Below are 16,399 nucleotides of genomic sequence, written 5' to 3' on the forward strand. Positions count from 1 at the left end.
CCCGCCTGATCCGCGCGGCGGCGCGTGCCCGCCCGCCCCGATCCGGCCCGTTCCGCACGGCGCGCGGCGCACGCGCCCACCCGATCCGTACTTCTGCCCGACCGATTCTCCACGGGGGTTCGTTGTGATGCAGTCCGACCGGCCGATCTTCGTCATCGGCTGCCCGCGCTCCGGCACCACCATGCTGCAGCTGATGCTGCACGCGCATCCGCGCATCGCCATCCCGCCGGAGACCCGGTTCATGATGGCGGCCTACCAGCGGCGGCTGCGCTTCGGCGACCTGACCAGCCCGGCCCGCCGCGAGCAGTTCGCCGACTGGATCGTCAACCGCAGGCAGAACCGCTTCGAGGACCTCGGGCTGGACGCCGCCGAGGTGACCGAGCAGATCGTCACCGGTCCGCCGACGCTCGGCTCCGCGCTGGGCATCGTGCTGCGCGCCTACGCGGCCCGGTTCGGCAAGCCGCGCTGGGGCGACAAGCGGCCGTCGTACTTCAAGAGCGTGGACGTCCTGCTCCGGCTCTTCCCCGACGCCCAGTTCGTGCACCTCATCAGGGACGGCCGGGACTGCGTGGCCTCGCTCAAGGAGATGCCCTGGTACAACAAGGAGATCTACCACGCGATCTCCGTCTGGGCCGAGGCGATCGACTTCGCCCGCCGCCGCGCCCCCAAGCTCCCGGCGGGCAGCTACCACGAGCTGCGCTACGAGAACCTCACGGCCCACCCGGAGGCGGAGCTCGCCCGGCTGTGCGCCTTCCTCGGCGAGGAGTACGACCCGGCGATGTGCGAGCCGAGCCGGGTGGCGGGCGTCGCCGTACCGGAGCACAAGACCTGGCACGTCAACACCCACCGCGAGGTGACGACCGCCCGCTCCGGCTCGTGGAAGGCACGGCTGGAACCGTGGGAGGCCTCGCTGTGCGAGACCGTGCTCGCCGGCCGCCTGGAGTCCCTCGGCTACGAGCTCGGCGGGACCCCGAAGGCCGAGCGGTCGCACGTCCTGGCCTACGAGCACACCGCGGCCAGGCGGAAGCTGTCCCGGACCAAGCGGGCCACCCTCGACCGGCTGGTACGGCTCCGCGAGCCGAACCCCCCGGCCGCCAGGCTCACCACCGAGGAGCTGCGACTGGCCGGGATCCCGGTCCGCCGGGACGAGTCCGTCCTCGCCGGAACACGCTGACATCCCCGGAGCGGTCTCGGAGTACCAGCCCGGGTGGGTCAAGAACTGGCATGGAGACCTTCCGTTAGTTACAGAAAGTCAATGTCGATGAACTCGGTGTCGCCATGCTGACCTGCATGAGGGCCTACTCGTTGGACGACGTTCACGCGGCGCGCAAGCAGCGGGACTCGTGGTGGACCGTTTTCCTGGTCGACCCGGTGGCGTGCCGGCTCACGGTGTTCGTCGCCAACCACACGGCCGTCACGCCCAACGGCCTCACCTGCCTCTCGCTGGCGCTCGGCCTGGGGGCGGCGGTCTGGTTCGCGGCGGGGCAGCTCGCGGCGGGGGCCGCGCTGTTCTACCTGAGCTTCATGGTCGACTGCATGGACGGCAAGATCGCCCGGCTCAAGGGGACCGGGACCGCGTTCGGCCTCTGGGTCGACTTCGTGGGCGACCGGATCCGGGAGATCTGCTGCGCGGCCGGGCTGGCGTTCGGGCAGTACGCGGCGACCGGTGAGGTCGCCTACATCCTGCTCGGCGCAGGAGTGACCGTGCTGGACCTGTTCCGCTACGTGAACGCCCCGCAGATGAAGCGGGTGCGCGAGGTGGTCAGGGAGAACCGGGCCCCGCGCGACGGGCGGAACGCCGCCGCACCGGACGGGGCGCCGGCGCAGGCGCCGCCGGACGACTCCATCGAGGTGCCGGCCGGGGACCCCTCCGTCCAGCCGCCCTGGGGCGTCCGCCGGGTGCTGCGGAGATACCGCCGGCTCGGCCGGGTCCTCGGCCGCCACCGGGTCCGGCCCCACCTGATGAGCGGCATCGAGTTCCACGCCGCGGTGTTCGTGGTCGCGCCGCTGCTCGGCGCCGGGGCGCTGCTGCCCGTCTCGATCGCGGCGGGCGCGCTGCTCCTGCTGAACGAGGCCTTCCTGATCTACCTGCTCTGGCTGTTCACCCGGACGGCGGCGCCCGCCGCGCCGGTCCCGGCCGGCGCCCGGCACCTGCCCGCCTGACCGGCGCCCGGCCGAGCGGCCCGCCCGACCGGCACACCTGTCCGACCGACTCTCCACGGGGGTTCGTTGTAATGCAGTCCGACCGGCCGATCTTCGTCATCGGCTGCCCGCGCTCCGGCACCACCATGCTGCAGCTGATGCTGCACTCGCACCCGCGGATCGCGGTGGCCCCGGAGACCCGCTTCCTGGTCCCCGGCTACTACCGCAGGTTCGGTTTCGGGGACCTGCGCGAGGAGGCCAACCGGCGCCGGCTGGGCCAGTGGATCGCGAGCGACAAGGACACCAAGTTCAAGGAGCTCAAGCTCGACGGCGACCGGTTCGTCGAGGAGGTCGTGGCCGGGCCGCCCACGCTCGGCTCGGCGATCGGCATCGCCTTCAGGTCCTACGCCGAGCGGTACGGCAAGGCCCGATGGGGTGACAAGCGGCCGAGCTACTACCACTACGTGGACCTGATCCTGCGCCTGTTCCCCGACGCCCAGTTCGTGCACCTGATCAGGGACGGCCGGGACTGCGTGGCCTCGCTCAAGGAGATGCCCTGGTACGGCAAGGACGTCTTCCACGCGGTGAACAACTGGGCCGAGGCCATCGACTTCGGCCGCCGCCACGCCCGCAGGCTCCCGGCCGACAGCTACTACGAGCTGCGTTACGAGGACCTCACCGCCTCCCCGGAGACCGAGCTCACTACGTTGTGCGCGTTCCTCGGCGAGGAGTACGACCCGGCGATGAGCGAGCCGTGCCACGCGGCGCGGGAGGCGATCCCGCAGCACAAGATCTGGCACAGCAACACCCACGGCGAGGTGACGACCGCCCGCTCCGGCTCGTGGAAGGCGCGGCTGAAGCCGTGGGAGGTCTCCCTCTGCGAGACCGTGCTGGCCGAGCGGCTGACCGCCAACGGCTACGAGCTGACCGGCGCGCCCGCGGCGGAGAAGGGCCAGGTGGCGGAGGTGTCCAGGGTCGCGGCCAAGCGGCGGGCGGCCCGCCGGCGCAAGGACCTCAGGGACCGGATCAACCGGCTGCGCGAGCCCGGCCCGGTGGCGGCGCAGCTCACCACCCGGCAGCTGGGCGAGCTGGTGAAGGCCTGACCATGCAGTCCGACCGGCCGATCTTCATCGTGGGCTGCCCCCGCTCGGGGACGACGATGCTCCAGCTCATGACGCACGCCCATCCCCGCATCGCCATCCCGCCGGAGACCCGGTTCATGATGGCGGCCTACCAGCGGCGGCTGCGCTTCGGCGACCTGGCCGACCCGATCTGCCGGCGCGAGCTCGCCGAGTGGGTCGTCGGCCGGCGGCAGCACCGCTTCCACGACCTGGGACTGGACGCCGCCGAGGTGGCCAGGGAGATCGCCACCGGCCCGCCGACGCTCGGTTCGGCCCTGGGCGCCGTGCTGCGCGCCTACGCGGCCCGGTTCGGCAAGCCGCGCTGGGGCGACAAGCGGCCGGGCTACTTCCAGAGCGTGGACGCCCTGCTCCGGCTCTTCCCCGACGCCCAGTTCGTGCACCTCATCAGGGACGGCCGCGACTGCGTGGCCTCGCTCAAGGAGATGCCCTGGCACCGGGGAGGCATCCACAGCGCCGTCTCCGTCTGGGCCGAGGCGATCGACTTCGCCCGGTACGGCGCGCCCAGGCTCCCCGAGGGCAGCTACCACCAGCTCCGTTACGAGGACCTGACCCGCGACCCCGAGGCCGAGCTGCGCGGGCTGTGCGCGTTCCTCGGCGAGGAGTACGACCCGGCGATGAGCGAGCCGGACCGGATGGCGCGCATCGCCGTACCCGCCCGCAAGACCTGGCACGAGCGCACCCACGGCAAGGTGACGACCGCCCGGTCCGGCTCGTGGAAGGAGCGGCTCACCCCGCAGGAGGTCTCGCTGTGCGAGACCGTGCTCGCCGACCGCCTGGAGGAGTGCGGCTACGAGCTCAGCGGGGCTCCGAAGGCCGAGCGGTCGCACGTCCTCGCCTACGAGCACACCGCGGCCAAGCGGAGGCTGGCCCGGGCCAAGCGCATCGCCTTCGACCGGCTGGTACGGCTCCGCGAGCCGAACCCGCTGGCCGCCAGGCTCACCACCGAGGAGCGCAGGCTGGCCGGGATCCCGGTCCCCCGCCGCGAGCCGTGGGTCCCCGTCAGCGGGTGACGTGCTCGAAGAGCTCCTCCCAGCGGTCCAGGACCCGATCCAGCCGGAACTGCCCGACGTGCGCGCGGGCGGCGGCGCCCAGCCGCCGCCGCTCGTCCGCCGAGCCCGCCAGCCGGACCAGCGCCGCCGCGAACGCGTCCACGTCGGCCGGCGGGACCAGCAGCCCGGTCTCCGCGTCGAGGACCAGCGAGCGCACCCCGCCCGACACGTCGAACGCCACCGACGGCACGCCGTACGAGGCGGCCTCCCCGACCACCAGCGGGAGCCCCTCGTGCTCGCTGGACAGGCCCAGCACCGCCCCGCCGAGATATTCGAGCCCCATGTCCGCCGCGGGCACCGCCCCCCGGAACACCACCCGGTCGGCCACCCCGCACGCCAGCGCGTGCGCGTGCAGCCGCTCCCGCTCGGCGCCCTCGCCGATCAGATGCAGCTCCCAGCCGTCCATCGCGGCCCGGCCGTCCACCGCGCCCGGGCCGCCGGCCGCGGCCCGCCGCTCCGGGGAGCCCGCCGCACCCCGGCAGGCCAGGGCGAAGGCCGAGATCAGCCGGTCGAAGCGTTTGACGCCCTCCAGCCTGCCCACCCCGAGCACCCGGCGGCCGGTCAGCCCGGAGGCCCGAGACGGCCAGGCGGGCAGCGGGTTCGGCAGGGACCAGGTGTTGGGCAGCAGCGCGTGCTCGGAGAACAGCCACGCGTCGTCCTCGCTGACGAACACCGCCTTCTCCAGCCCGCCGTAGTGCCCGCGGACCGACCTCAGATGCCAGGAGCCCCGGGCGTGCTGGTAGGAGCCGTGGTACTGGCCGATCGGGAGCAGGTGCCCCGGGAGCAGGCTCTTGAGCCGGGTCACCACGCCCGGCGAGGTCATCACCGCGAAGCCCGGGGCCAGCCGGCCGAACAACCCGGCGAGCCGCCGGTGCTCGCGCCGCACGGCCGCCCGGGAGACCTTCCCCACGAGCGTGCCGTGGATCACGTGGTGGTGGTAGGCGGGCCGCTCCACGTAGCGGAACGGGCGCTCCGCCCGGTGCAGCCCGACCACGTGCACCTCGTGCCCCCGCCCGGCCAGGCCCTGGGCCACGGTGTGCGTGACCCGCTGGATCCCGCCCAGGGTGTCGGCGTCCATACAGGCGAACAGGACCGTGTTCATGGGTCGCTCACCACTCCTCACTCACTTCGCGGAAGGCCTCGTCCCTCGGCCTGCCGCTGTGTTCGCTGCGTCGGGTTCGCTCCGGTTCATGGGTCGCTCACCACTCCTCACTCACTTCGCGGAAGGCCTCGTCCCTCGGCCTGCCGCTGTGTTCGCTGCGTCGGGTTCGCTCCGGTTCATGGGTCGCTCACCACTCCTCACTCACTTCGCGGAAGGCCTCGCCCTCCGGCTCACCGCAACCAGCCCGGTACGGCCAGCCGGGCCGCGCGTGCGACCGCGGGCAGGTCGTGCCGCTCCGGGACCCGCGCCCGCGCCGGTCCGAAGAAGGCGTCCACCACCCGGGCGCTCGCGTGCCCCTGCTCGTCGGCGCACCACATCTCCCGGAACGCCGCGTACGTGGCGGCGAACGACGAGGCCAGGCCGTCGAGGTCGCGCAGCGCGTAGATCAGCTCCTCGGTGGTGGTCAGGCAGGGGCCCGGGGCGATCGCGGGCAGGTCGTGGTAGACGCCCCGCTCCACGCGGCGGTACTCGTCCCAGTCGTCGATCAGGAAGAGCATCGGCTTGCCGGTGACCGCGTAGTCGCACATCACCGACGAGTAGTCGGTCAGCAGCGCGTCCGAGACGAGCATCAGGTCGTTGATCTCCGGATACGACCCGGCCGGGCGGACGAAGTGGCGCAGGTGCTGGGGCACCCGGTAGCGCTCGACCGGGTGCGGGCGCAGCACGACCACCCACTCCCCGGCGAGGGCCCCCGCCATCAGCTCCAGGTCGGCGCGGACGGACCGGCCGGAGGACTTGGCCTGGTCCCGGTAGGTCGGCGCGTAGAGCAGCACCCTGCGGTCCGGCGGGATCTCCAGGCGGTCCCTCGCCCGCGCGACGGCGGCCGGGTCGCCGTGGACGAGCACGTCGCACCGGGGCGAGCCGTACCGGAGCACCGGGCCGGCGTACTCGTTCGACGGGACGAAGATCCGCTCGAACTCGGCGCTCGGCGCGACCAGCGCGTCCCAGCGCGCCACCGCCGCCCGCCACTGCGCCCGCGGGCCGGAGAAGTCGGCGCGCAGGTCGGGCGAGTTGAAGCCGATCGACTTGATGCCCTGACCGTGCCAGGTCTGCAGGTAGCGGGTTCCGCGCGGCTTGGGGTAGTCCAGCGGCAGCCCGTGGCTGTCCACCCAGTAGCCCGCCCGGGCCATCGTCCAGATGTACCGCCAGCTCATCCGGCGCACGAGCGGGGCGTCGGCGGGGAAGTTCCGGCGCCTCCTCGCGACCGACCAGACCATGCGGAGCGGGGCGCCGCGCCGCTTCAGCTCCTCGTAGATGTAGCGGGGGCTGCCGGTGTACCCGGCGCCGACGTCGGACTCGAACAGGGCGAGGTCCCGGCGGGGCGGCACGACCTTGATCAATCCCTTGTAGACGCGGAGCTTCAGCTCGGCGGTGCTCAGCTTCCTGACGAGCTTCGTCCGGGTCCGCGCCAGCCGGGACGCCCTGCGGAGCAGGCCCTCCCGCCGCCAGCACACCCGCAGGACCGCGGCCGTGCCCTCGGCCCGCACCGTGACGGTGTGCCAGGGGACGGCCGCGGTGACCGGCGCGGCGGCCGGGTCCACCAGGACCAGGTCGGAGGTGGCCCGGCCGTCGGGGCGGACGATCACGATCTTCGGGTCGTAGCGGCCGTCGAAGCCGAGGCGGCCGTGCCTGAGCCCGGCGAGGTCGACCACGGCCTCGCTGAGCAGGCTGCCGTCGGGCTGCTCGCGGGGCGCCAGCCGTACCCGGTGGGACCAGAGCTGCAGGAACGCGGTCCAGCCCGGGTGGGCGGCGAGGACCCCGAACGGGTCGTAGGTCCTGATCGACAGGGCGAGCCGCGTCCCGTCGCCGGTGAAGGCGGCCTCGTGCCGGAGCCTGGTCGCGGTGTAGGGCAGCTCGGCCAGGCGGAGCGAGGTGATCTCCATCCTCCGGTCCGGGACGGTGCCCCAGTAGGTCCGCCCGCCGTCCCGTACGGCGGAGCGCGGCGCGGCCCGCGGCCCGTTGAGGGAGCGGGCGGCGACGATCAGGTCGTCGATCCGGCCGTCGAGGATCAGCGTGCAGCAGACCCGGGCGACGGGGTCGATCCGCTCGAAGACGGCCGGGTCGATCCCGGCCAGGTACGGCCGGACGACGGAGGCGAACTCCGCGGCCCAGGCCCGGTCCCGGGAGGGCAGCGGGTTGAGGTAGACCCGCAGGTCCTGGCGGAGGAACCGGTGCTGGCGCTCGGGCACCAGGTGGCCGCAGCCGCGTTCCCGCAGGATCTCGTCGCTCAGGAGGGCCGCCCTGACGCGCTGCCGGGCGTTGCCCATCTCACGGAAGCGGAGCGAGATCGACAGGTGGCCGTCGCCCGTGTCGCGGGCCCGGTGCCAGACGTAGACGGTCCACGGGACCACCGCGAACCGGCGGGCGGCGCAGTACAGCTCGGTGGTGAAGACGTGGTCCTCGAAGTGCATGTCCTCCCGGAACGGGATCCGGCGCAGCAGGCCGGTCCGGTAGAGCTTGTTGGTGGCGAAGGAGTCGAGGAACATCCGGGGATCGTCGGCGATCCCCTCGACCGTCCTGCGCCGGGCGAACAGCTCGGGGTAGTAGCGGTTGCTCTTGCGGCTCGTCTCGTAGAACCGGATGATCTGGCCGGTGACGAAGTCGGCGCCGGTCCGCTCGATCTCGCCGATCATGCTCTTGCACGCGTGCTTGGCGAGCCGGTCGTCGCTGTCGAGGAACATGGCGTACGGCGCGCGGGCGGCGGCGACCCCGGCGTTGCGCGGTGCCCCGCAGCCGCCGCTGTTGCTCTCCCTGCGCAGGTAGCGGACCCGGGGGTCGCCCTCCTGGAGCGCGCGGACCACCCGCTCGGTGCCGTCGCTGCTCGCGTCGTCCACGACGATCACTTCGAGGTTCCGCAGCGACTGGTCCAGCACCGACCGCACGGCCCTGGCCACACGGGAGGCGTCGTTGTACGTAATGACGATCACGCTGCATTCGGGTGCATTGATCACGATCTGCACTGTTCCCGTGATTAAGTGGAGAATTGTCCGCTTTATTAATCAGTGCACCACTATTTACTTTCGCGGTCGGGCGGCGATCCTCCCTTCACTCGTGCTCTCCGCTCATCTCCGGTCGCTGTCTGTAATATTCATCTCGCCGGCCGGACTCCGGGCGGCGAGCTCCGGGAGGGGGAGGGCGGATGCCGCGAACGGAGCGGGAGGCGGCGCTGGTGTCGCTGCTCGACAGCATCACGCCGGTGATGAGCGCCGCCGACGAGCTCGAACCGGCGGCCCGGGTGATCCTGGCTGCGGTCTGCGAGCTGACCGGCTGGTCGCTGGGCCACCTGTACGTGGCGGACGACACCGGTGAGGGCTTCGTCTCCTCCGGGCTGTGGGTGGGCGCGGTCGAGGAGTTCCCGGTGCTGCGCGAGGTGACCGCCCGCTCGCGGTTCACGCCCGGAGTGGGCACCATCGGCCAGGTCGCGGCCACCGGCGAGCCGGTGTGGTCCTACGACGTCACCCGCGACCCGGCTTTCGTCCGGACCGGCGGGGGCGCCGAGCTCGGGGTGGGAGCCGCGTTCGCCTTCCCGGTCGTCGCCGTCGACGGGGTGGTGGCGGTGCTGGAGTTCTTCGCCCACCAGGTGATACCGCGGGACAGACCGCTGATGCGGGTGATGGCGAATCTCGGTCACCAGCTCGGCCAGGTGGTCGACCGGCAGCGGGCCCGGCAGGCCGCCGACGCGGAGCGGCACCGGCTGGAGCAGATGATCGAGACGTCGATGGAGGCGTTCGTGGCGATGGACGCCACCGGGCGCATCGCCGACTGGAACGCCGCGGCCGAGCGCATGTTCCGCCTCCCGCGCGAGCAGGCGCTCGGCCGGCTGCTGGCCGACACGATCGTGCCGCCCCGCCACCGGGAGGCCCACCTGCGGGGCCTGGCCCGGTTCCTGGACACCGGGCGGCCGAAGGTGCTCAACCAGCGGTTCGAGATCACCGCCTGGCGGCTCGACGAGGGCGAGGAGTTCCCGGTCGAGCTGGTGATCTGGGCCGTGCGCGACGCGGGCACGTGGCTGTTCAACAGCTTCCTGCACGACATCACCGACCGCCGCCGCGCCGAGGACGCGCTGCGCGTCGCCTACGAGCAGGAACAGGCCACCGTCGCCCGGCTCAGGGAGCTCGACGAGGCCAAGGGCGACTTCGTCGCCACCGTCTCGCACGAGCTGCGCACCCCGCTGACCACCATCATCGGCTACCTGGAGATGCTCACCGACGAGGAGGGCCCGCTCCCCGGTCGCTACGAGCGGATGCTGCACGTGATGGCGGACAACGCCGCCCGGCTGCAGCACCTGGTCGACGACCTGCTCACCGTCAACGCCATGAACACCGGCGACCTGACCGTCGACTCCGCCCCGGTCGCGGTGCGGGAGATCGTCGACCGGGCCGTCCGGAGCGTCGGTGAGGAGGCCCGCGCCCGCGGCTCCGCCGTCGAGGTGAGCGTCGATCCCGACGGGCAGCGCGTCGAGGCCGACCTCGACCACCTGGTGCGGGCGCTGAGCGCCCTGCTCTCCAACGCGATCAAGTTCTCCCCGCCCGGCGCGCCGGTCACCGTGCGCGCCTCCGGCGCCGCCGAGACGGTGACGATCGAGGTCACCGACACCGGCGCCGGCATCCCCGCCGACGAGCTGCCCCACGTCTTCGAGCACTTCTACCGCACCCGCTCGGCCACCGACCAGGCCGTCCAGGGCATCGGCCTGGGCCTGACCATCGCCAGGTCCATCGCCGAAGCCCACGGCGGCGCCCTCACCGCCGCCAGCACCCCCGGCCACGGCTCCACCTTCACCCTCACCCTCCCCGTGGCCGGGACGCGGAGGACGGCCCGGGAGGAAACGTGACCGGGAGCTCCGGGGTCCGGCGGTTCCCGGCCTGCGGGAGGGGCGCGGCTCCCCGCAGGCCGCGAGGACTCCGTCAGCGGCGCAGGGCGCGGCGGAGCAGCCAGGCGAGCAGGACGAGGCCCAGCACCGCGGCGGCCGGCAGGGCGGCCCGCCTGAGCAGCGGGACGCCCGCCACCTCCAGGAGGTCGAGGGCCTCCTCGTCGGGGGTGCGGGAGGTGCGGGCGGTGCCGGCCGGGTGGGCGTCCTGGCCGCGGATCTCCTCGACCGAGGCGACCTCGCGGGGCGGGGGGACCACGGTGAGGGAGGCCGGGGAGGTGGGCTCCGCCGAGACGCCCGGGGCGCCCGAGGAGGGCTCCACGGGTTCGGCGGGCTCCACCGCCGTCCCGGCGCCGGCCGCGGGAGGGGAGGTCTCGGCCGCCGTGCCGGGGCCCTCCGCCAGCAGGCCGGAGAGGTTGGCGGCGAACCTGTCGATCAGCCTCGCGCCGACCTCCGCCATCACGCCCCGGCCGAACTGCGCGGGGCGGCCGGTCACCTTGAAGGAGGTGTCGACGGTGACCCGGGTGCCGTCGCCCTCCGGGTGGAGGCGGGCGGTGACCGTGGCGCCGGCCGTGCCGGAGCCCCGGGCCTCCTTGCCGGAGGCCTTGATGGTCAGGGTGTGCGCGTCCTTGTCCACGTCCTCGAACCTGGCGTCGCCCCGGTAGGTGACCGTGATCGGGCCGACCTTCACCTTCATCCGGCCGGTGAAGGAGTCGCCGTCGACGGTGTCGAGCGCGGCCCCCGGCAGGCAGGGCGCGACCCGCTCCACGTCGAGGAGCACCGCCCAGGCCTGCTCGACCGGCACCGGAACCGTGAACTCGTGCTCGAACCGCATCGCCATCATTCTCCTAGCGAAGGGAGCGGAGGAGTCACTGGTCCGCTCCTTGTCGGTTGGTCGGACAGCAGGCCGTTCCTGCGTCACCCCGATAGTTGTGACACTACGACTACGGACGGCGGCATCGCCAGAGCGAGGACCCGCACCGGCCGGGGGACGGAACCCCGGCCGGTGCGGCCGCTCTCAGGCGCTCGCCGCCCGTACCGCCCGGTAGGTCAGCACCCGGGCCAGGTGGCGGCGGTAATCCTGCCCCGCGTGCAGGTCCGCCGGCGGGGCGGTGCCCTCGGCGGCCTCGCCGCAGGCGTCCCTGAGCGGGTCGCGGGAGCCGCCTGCGCCGCCGTTCCCGCCGGGCGCGGGCGCCACCCCGCGCAGCGCCGTCTCCACCGCCCGGGCCCGCACCGGCGCCGGGCCCATGTTGGTCAGGCCGATCCGGGCCTCCTCGAGGCTCCCGCCCTCGACCCGTACGGCGGCCGCCACCCCGACCACCGCCCACGCCTGCGCGGTCCGGTGGAACTTCTCGTAGTGGAAGCCCCAGCCCGCGCCGAGCTTGGGCACCCGGACGCCGAGCAGTACCTCGCCCGGGTGCAGCGCCGGCTCCAGGTAGTCGACGAAGAACTCGGCCGCCGGGATCTCCCGCTCGCCCTCGCCCGACCGGGCGACGAACACGCAGTCCAGGGCGAGGGCGACGGCGGGCAGGTCCCCGGCCGGGTCGGCGTGGGCGAGGGAGCCGCCGAAGGTGCCGCGGTGCCGCACCGCGGGGTCGGCGACCGTGGCGGTGGCCAGCGCGACCAGCGGGACGTGCTCGCGGACCACCGCCGAGCGCAGCACCTCGTCGTGCGTGGTGAGCGCGCCGATGAACACGTGGTCGCCGCGGTCCTCCACGCCGCGCAGCCCGGGCACCCGCCCGAGGTCCACGAGTGCCGCCGGGTAGGCCAGCCGGAGCCGGAGCAGCGGCAGCAGGGACTGGCCGCCGGCCAGGATCTTGGCCTCGTCCCCGGCGTCGCCGAGCACGCGGCAGGCCTCGTCCAGGGAGGCGGGCCGGATGTAGTCGAACGCCGCGGGGATCACCGTGCGCCTCCTTCGGACTCGGTCGGGCCCGCCCATCCCGTCGCGCTCCCGCCGGTCCCGCCTCCGCCGCCGAGCACCCGCCAGATCCGTTCGGGCGTGCAGGGCATCGGGACGTCGTGCACGCCGTACGGGCGCAGCGCGTCGACGACCGCGTTGACCACGGCCGGGGTGGAGGCGATCGTCCCGGCCTCGCCGACGCCCTTGACGCCGAGCGGGTTGCTGGTCGCGGGGGTCTCGGTCCGGTCGGTGACGAACTCCGGCAGGTCGGCCGCGGACGGGATCAGGTAGTCGGCCATCGTCGTGGTGAGCAGGTTGCCCTCGGAGTCGTAGACCGCCTCCTCGAACAGGGCCTGGGCGATGCCCTGCGCGATGCCGCCGTGCACCTGGCCCTCGACGATCAGCGGGTTCACCACGGAGCCCACGTCGTCCACGGCCACGTAGGAGCGGATCTTCGCGGTGCCCGTCTCGGTGTCCACCTCGACCGCGCACAGGTGGGTGCCGTGCGGGAAGGAGAAGTTCTCCGGATCGAAGGTGGCGTCGGCGTCCAGCCGGGGCTCGAAGCCGTCCGGGAGGTCGTGCGCGGCGAAGGCGGCCAGCGCGAGCTCCTGGATGGTCCTCCCCTCGGAGGTGCCCCGGACCCTGAACTCCCCGGCGGTGAACTCGACGTCGCCGGGTGCGGCCTCCAGCAGGTGCGCGGCCAGGTCCCTGGCCTTGTCCTTCACCTTCTCGCAGGCCCGCAGCACCGCGACGCCGCCCACGACGAGCGAGCGCGAGCCGTAGGTGTCCATGCCCCGGGGCGCGACCGCGGTGTCGCCGTGCAGGACGGAGACGTCGTCGAAGGGCACGCCCAGCGCGTCGGCCACGATCTGGCTCCACGCGGTCTCGTGCCCCTGGCCGTGCGGGGAGGTGCCGGTGACGACCTCGACCTTGCCGGTGGGGAGCAGGCGGACCGCGGCGTGCTCCCAGCCGCCCGCCCCGTAGCTGAGCGAGCCGAGCACCCGGGACGGGGCCAGGCCGCACATCTCGGTGTAGGTCGAGACGCCGATGCCGAGCTGGACCGGATCGCGCCGGTCGCGCCGGTCGGCCTGCTCGGCGCGGAGCTTGTCGTAGCCGAACAGGGCCAGCGCCCGGTCGGTGGCGGCCTCGTAGTTGCCGGAGTCGTAGGTCAGCCCGGCGATCGTGGTGTAGGGGAACTCCTGGTGGGTGATCCAGTTGCGGCGCCGTACCTCGATCGGGTCGAGGCCCAGTTCGTGCGCGAGCTCGTCGACGGCGCGCTCGATGGCGAACGTGGCCTCGGGGCGCCCCGCGCCCCGGTAGGCGTCGGTCGGCATCTTGGTGGTGAAGACGCCCGTGCAGGTGAAGTCGTAGGCGTCCATCTTGTAGATGCCGTTGTACATGAACGCGCCGAGCAGCGGCACGCCCGGTGTGACCAGCATCAGGTAGGCGCCCATGTCGGCGAGCAGGTCCACCCGCACGCCCCGGATCCGGCCGTCCCGCTCGGCGGCGACGGAGATCCGCTGGAGCTGGTCGCGGCCGTGGTGCACGGTCAGGTTGCCCTCGGAGCGGGACTCGGTCCACTTCACCGGCTTGCCGAGGCGGCGGGTCAGCAGCAGGCAGAGCACCTCCTCGGCGGTGACCTGGAGCTTCGATCCGAAGCCGCCGCCCACGTCGGGGGCGACCACGCGGAGCCTGTGCTCGGGGATGCCGGTGGTCAGCGCCAGCATGACGCGCAGCACGTGCGGGATCTGCGTCGCGGAGTAGAGGGTGAAGGCGTCGCCGTCGGTGGTGGCCACGACCGCGCGCGGCTCCATCGCGGTGGGGATGAGCCGCTGCTGGACGTAGGTCCGGTCGATCACCACGGGGGCGTCGCGGAACGCCGCCTCGATGTCGCCGCCGGCGAACTTCCAGGTGAAGGCCTGGTTGCCCGCCTCGTGGACTCTCGGGCCGCCCTCGGCGAGGGCCTCGGTCATGTCGAGTACGGCCTCCAGCGGCTCGTAGTCGACCTCGATCGCCTCCAGCGCGTCGGCGGCCTTGTAGCGGTCGGTGGCGACCACGCAGGCCACGGCCTCGCCGACGTAGCGGACGGTGTCCACCGCCATGGGCGGGTGGTCGGGGATGACGACGTCCTCGCTGACCGGCCAGGCGCACGGGAGCGAGCCCTGCTCGTCGGCGAGGTCCTGCCCGGCGTAGGCGGCGACCACGCCGGGCTGCACGCGCGCGGCGGAGACGTCGACCCGGGTGATCCGGGCGTGCGCCATCGGGCTGCGCAGGAACGCGACGTACAGCATGCCCGGGAGCTGGATGTTGTCGGTCCACATGGTCCGGCCGGTGACCAGGCGGGCGTCCTCCTTGCGCCTGCGCGCCCGGCCGACCTCGCGGACGCCGGAGGGGTCGCTGAGCTGGTCGCTCTCGGCGATCTGCCGGGCGACCAGGCCGGCGTCGAGCTGCTCGGTCATGACGTCCGCACCTCCTCGCCGGACATCTCCCGGGCGCCGCGCCGTACCGCGCGGACGATGTTGCAGTAGCCGGTGCACCGGCAGAGGTTGCCTTCGAGTCCCGCCCTGATGGCCTCGTCCGAGGGGTCGGGGTCGTCGCGCAGCAGGTCGATCGCGGCCATGATCATGCCGGGGGTGCAGTACCCGCACTGCAGCGCGTGCTCGGTGTGGAAGGCCTTCTGCATGGGGTGCAGCTCGGCGGCCCGGCCCAGGCCCTCGATCGTGACGACGTCGCACTCGTCGGCCTGCACGGCCAGCACCGAGCAGCTCTTGGCGCTGCGGCCGTCGAGCATGACGGTGCAGGCGCCGCAGTTGCCGGTGTCGCAGCCGACCGGGGTGCCGGTCTTGCCCAGCCGGTCTCGCAGCAGGTGGACGAGGAGGAGGCGGGGCTCGACCTCCTCCTCGTATCGGACTCCGTCGACGGTGACGGTGATTCGGGGCATACGTCCTCCAGGTGCACCCGTGGGGGATTACGGGGGGATTGAGGAGAAGTGGGAGCCGGCTGATAAATGCGAACGTACGCCCCTGTTGACGCCGGTCAAGCCCCCATCGCGGGAAGGCTGGTCACCCCCTCGACCGGTGGGTTGTGGCGGGAATAGTCCCCGAAGGTCCAGCGGAACGGGATCGCGGCGGCGGCGTGGACGACCCGGTCGACGTCGAACTCGACCAGCCGCTCCGCCCCCGGGACGCCGCGGGGGTCCTCGTCCACCCGGGCCCGGCCGGTCAGGTGGAGCGCGTCACCGCTGTCCCAGTCGAGGAAGAGCAGGCCGCAGCGCTCGTCCAGCTCCAGGTTGCCGAGCGTCATGTACATCATGTTCCCGGCGTACTCCGGCCAGGCCAGCCGCCGCCCGCCGAGCACCCTGACGAATCCGGGGCCGCCGCCCCGGTGGGACACGTCGGCGCCGAGGCCGGTGACGCGGGTGGCGACGAAGAACGTGTCCGCGCGCCCGATCCATGCGCGCTGCGCCCCCGTGAGCGCCCCCGTGAGCGTCTCCGCGGGCGTCCCTGCGGGCGCCGCCGCCGGGATCCCGGCGGCCCGCCGGGCGGTGTCCGGGTTCCCGCTCTCCGGGCTCCTGCCCCGCACGCCTCCGGGATGCGGGGCCGGGCCGTCGGCGATCGTCCTGGCCTGGATGTACTTGGGGCAGTTGGCGTAGACCTGCTCGGTGCGGATCACCAGGCGCTCCCCGTCCCGGCGCACCCGGCCGTTGAGCCGCATCCGCCGCCGGGTGGCCGGCTCGATGGCGAGCGTCCCGATGTCGTGCCCGTCCCCGCCGGTCCCGTGGGCGGCGTCGGGGCGGTCCGCGCCGCCGCTCCCGCCCGCCCCGCCGCCGAGCACCGCCGCCAGCGGGTCGTGCGCGCCGGGCAGCGCGTCGACCACGACGGCCCGCTCGCCGTACGGCCGGGCGAACCCGGCGGGGCCGGTCAGCGCGCTCGCCCAGACCCGGCCGGAGGCGTCGGCGGCCCCGATGACGAGCATCCGCTGCGCGCGGAGGAACTCGCCCGCCACCTCGGGGATCTCCGGCCGGGTCCGCACCGATCCCAGCTCTCCGGCCCGCCGCACCCCGGCCCGCCGCTGGACCGCGGCCTCCCCCGGGTGGACCTTTCCCTCCTGGATCATGACTCCTCCGTCCGGGGTCTG

General features: G+C 73.5%; 12 protein-coding genes. 5 read left to right on the forward strand and 7 right to left on the reverse strand.

What is annotated here, in order from left to right:
* Window positions 1–127 precede the first annotated feature (127 nt).
* From FHS22_RS16110 to FHS22_RS16125, 4 genes are all read left to right on the forward strand, one after another.
* Window positions 128–1,174 (forward strand): sulfotransferase family protein, encoded by a 1,047-nt coding sequence (locus tag FHS22_RS16110; protein ID WP_184942463.1) that lies wholly within the window; start codon window positions 128–130, stop codon window positions 1,172–1,174.
* A gap of 116 nt (window positions 1,175–1,290) precedes the next feature.
* Window positions 1,291–2,163: a CDP-alcohol phosphatidyltransferase family protein gene (locus FHS22_RS16115; protein ID WP_260407975.1), complete on the forward strand. Its 873-nt coding sequence runs from the start codon at window positions 1,291–1,293 to the stop codon at window positions 2,161–2,163.
* Between the two features lie 71 nt (window positions 2,164–2,234).
* Window positions 2,235–3,245, forward strand: a complete 1,011-nt coding sequence (locus FHS22_RS16120; protein ID WP_184942467.1) for a sulfotransferase family protein — start codon at window positions 2,235–2,237, stop codon at window positions 3,243–3,245.
* Window positions 3,246–3,247: 2 nt separating this feature from the next.
* Window positions 3,248–4,294 carry a sulfotransferase family protein gene (locus FHS22_RS16125; protein ID WP_184942468.1) on the forward strand — a complete coding sequence of 349 codons (1,047 nt, stop codon included), beginning with the start codon at window positions 3,248–3,250 and terminating at the stop codon, window positions 4,292–4,294.
* Here FHS22_RS16125 and FHS22_RS16130 read toward each other — a convergent pair.
* Together FHS22_RS16130 and FHS22_RS39260 are read right to left on the reverse strand one after the other, a co-directional pair.
* On the reverse strand, window positions 4,284–5,435 hold the full coding sequence (locus FHS22_RS16130) for a glycosyltransferase (protein WP_184942470.1): 1,152 nt from the start codon (window positions 5,433–5,435) through the stop codon (window positions 4,284–4,286). The genes FHS22_RS16125 and FHS22_RS16130 overlap by 11 nt on opposite strands.
* Window positions 5,436–5,665: 230 nt before the next feature.
* A complete protein-coding gene (locus tag FHS22_RS39260; RefSeq protein WP_184942471.1) occupies window positions 5,666–8,446 on the reverse strand; it encodes a CDP-glycerol glycerophosphotransferase family protein in 2,781 nt (926 codons plus the stop codon).
* 188 nt (window positions 8,447–8,634) lie between these two features.
* On the opposite strand from FHS22_RS39260, the gene FHS22_RS16140 reads away from it, so the two are divergent.
* Window positions 8,635–10,326, forward strand: a complete 1,692-nt coding sequence (locus FHS22_RS16140; RefSeq protein WP_184942473.1) for an ATP-binding protein — start codon at window positions 8,635–8,637, stop codon at window positions 10,324–10,326.
* A gap of 73 nt (window positions 10,327–10,399) precedes the next feature.
* Here FHS22_RS16140 and FHS22_RS16145 read toward each other — a convergent pair whose 3' ends face one another.
* The 5 genes from FHS22_RS16145 to FHS22_RS16165 all read right to left on the reverse strand — a co-directional run bounded on the left by FHS22_RS16145 (window position 10,400) and on the right by FHS22_RS16165 (window position 16,378).
* Window positions 10,400–11,197, reverse strand: coding sequence for an SRPBCC family protein (locus tag FHS22_RS16145; protein WP_338047766.1), 798 nt, complete (start codon window positions 11,195–11,197; stop codon window positions 10,400–10,402).
* A 183-nt stretch (window positions 11,198–11,380) separates the two neighbouring features.
* The gene (locus FHS22_RS16150) at window positions 11,381–12,265 is read right to left on the reverse strand and encodes an FAD binding domain-containing protein (RefSeq protein WP_184942477.1); all 885 of its coding nucleotides are present in this window, start codon (window positions 12,263–12,265) and stop codon (window positions 11,381–11,383) included.
* Entirely contained in the window at window positions 12,262–14,721 is a 2,460-nt protein-coding gene (locus tag FHS22_RS16155; protein WP_184942479.1) for a xanthine dehydrogenase family protein molybdopterin-binding subunit, read from the reverse strand. Before FHS22_RS16155 ends, FHS22_RS16150 begins: the two co-directional genes overlap by 4 nt.
* Complete coding sequence (locus FHS22_RS16160) at window positions 14,718–15,203, reverse strand: (2Fe-2S)-binding protein (RefSeq protein WP_184942481.1); 486 nt, start codon at window positions 15,201–15,203, stop codon at window positions 14,718–14,720. The genes FHS22_RS16155 and FHS22_RS16160 overlap by 4 nt, the downstream gene beginning before the upstream one ends.
* Before the next feature lie 95 nt (window positions 15,204–15,298).
* Complete coding sequence (locus FHS22_RS16165) at window positions 15,299–16,378, reverse strand: pyridoxamine 5'-phosphate oxidase family protein (RefSeq protein ID WP_184942482.1); 1,080 nt, start codon at window positions 16,376–16,378, stop codon at window positions 15,299–15,301.
* Window positions 16,379–16,399 lie beyond the last annotated feature (21 nt).

The sequence above is a fragment of the Thiemannella venezuelensis genome (assembly GCF_014203605.1).
In the GTDB taxonomy this organism is placed as follows: Bacteria; Actinomycetota; Actinomycetes; order Streptosporangiales; family Streptosporangiaceae; genus Planomonospora_A; species Planomonospora_A venezuelensis.

What these genes read in the sequence shown, in the direction of transcription:
- FHS22_RS16115 (WP_260407975.1), top strand. Translation starts at nt 1,291, where the DNA reads ATGAGGGCCTACTCGTTGGACGACGTTCACGCGGCGCGCAAGCAGCGG.
- FHS22_RS16130 (WP_184942470.1), bottom strand. Translation starts at nt 5,435, where the DNA reads ATGAACACGGTCCTGTTCGCCTGTATGGACGCCGACACCCTGGGCGGG.
- FHS22_RS16120 (WP_184942467.1), top strand. Translation starts at nt 2,235, where the DNA reads ATGCAGTCCGACCGGCCGATCTTCGTCATCGGCTGCCCGCGCTCCGGC.
- FHS22_RS16110 (WP_184942463.1), top strand. Translation starts at nt 128, where the DNA reads ATGCAGTCCGACCGGCCGATCTTCGTCATCGGCTGCCCGCGCTCCGGC.
- FHS22_RS16145 (WP_338047766.1), bottom strand. Translation starts at nt 11,197, where the DNA reads ATGCGGTTCGAGCACGAGTTCACGGTTCCGGTGCCGGTCGAGCAGGCC.
- FHS22_RS16165 (WP_184942482.1), bottom strand. Translation starts at nt 16,378, where the DNA reads ATGATCCAGGAGGGAAAGGTCCACCCGGGGGAGGCCGCGGTCCAGCGG.
- FHS22_RS16160 (WP_184942481.1), bottom strand. Translation starts at nt 15,203, where the DNA reads ATGCCCCGAATCACCGTCACCGTCGACGGAGTCCGATACGAGGAGGAG.
- FHS22_RS16155 (WP_184942479.1), bottom strand. Translation starts at nt 14,721, where the DNA reads ATGACCGAGCAGCTCGACGCCGGCCTGGTCGCCCGGCAGATCGCCGAG.
- FHS22_RS16140 (WP_184942473.1), top strand. Translation starts at nt 8,635, where the DNA reads ATGCCGCGAACGGAGCGGGAGGCGGCGCTGGTGTCGCTGCTCGACAGC.
- FHS22_RS16125 (WP_184942468.1), top strand. Translation starts at nt 3,248, where the DNA reads ATGCAGTCCGACCGGCCGATCTTCATCGTGGGCTGCCCCCGCTCGGGG.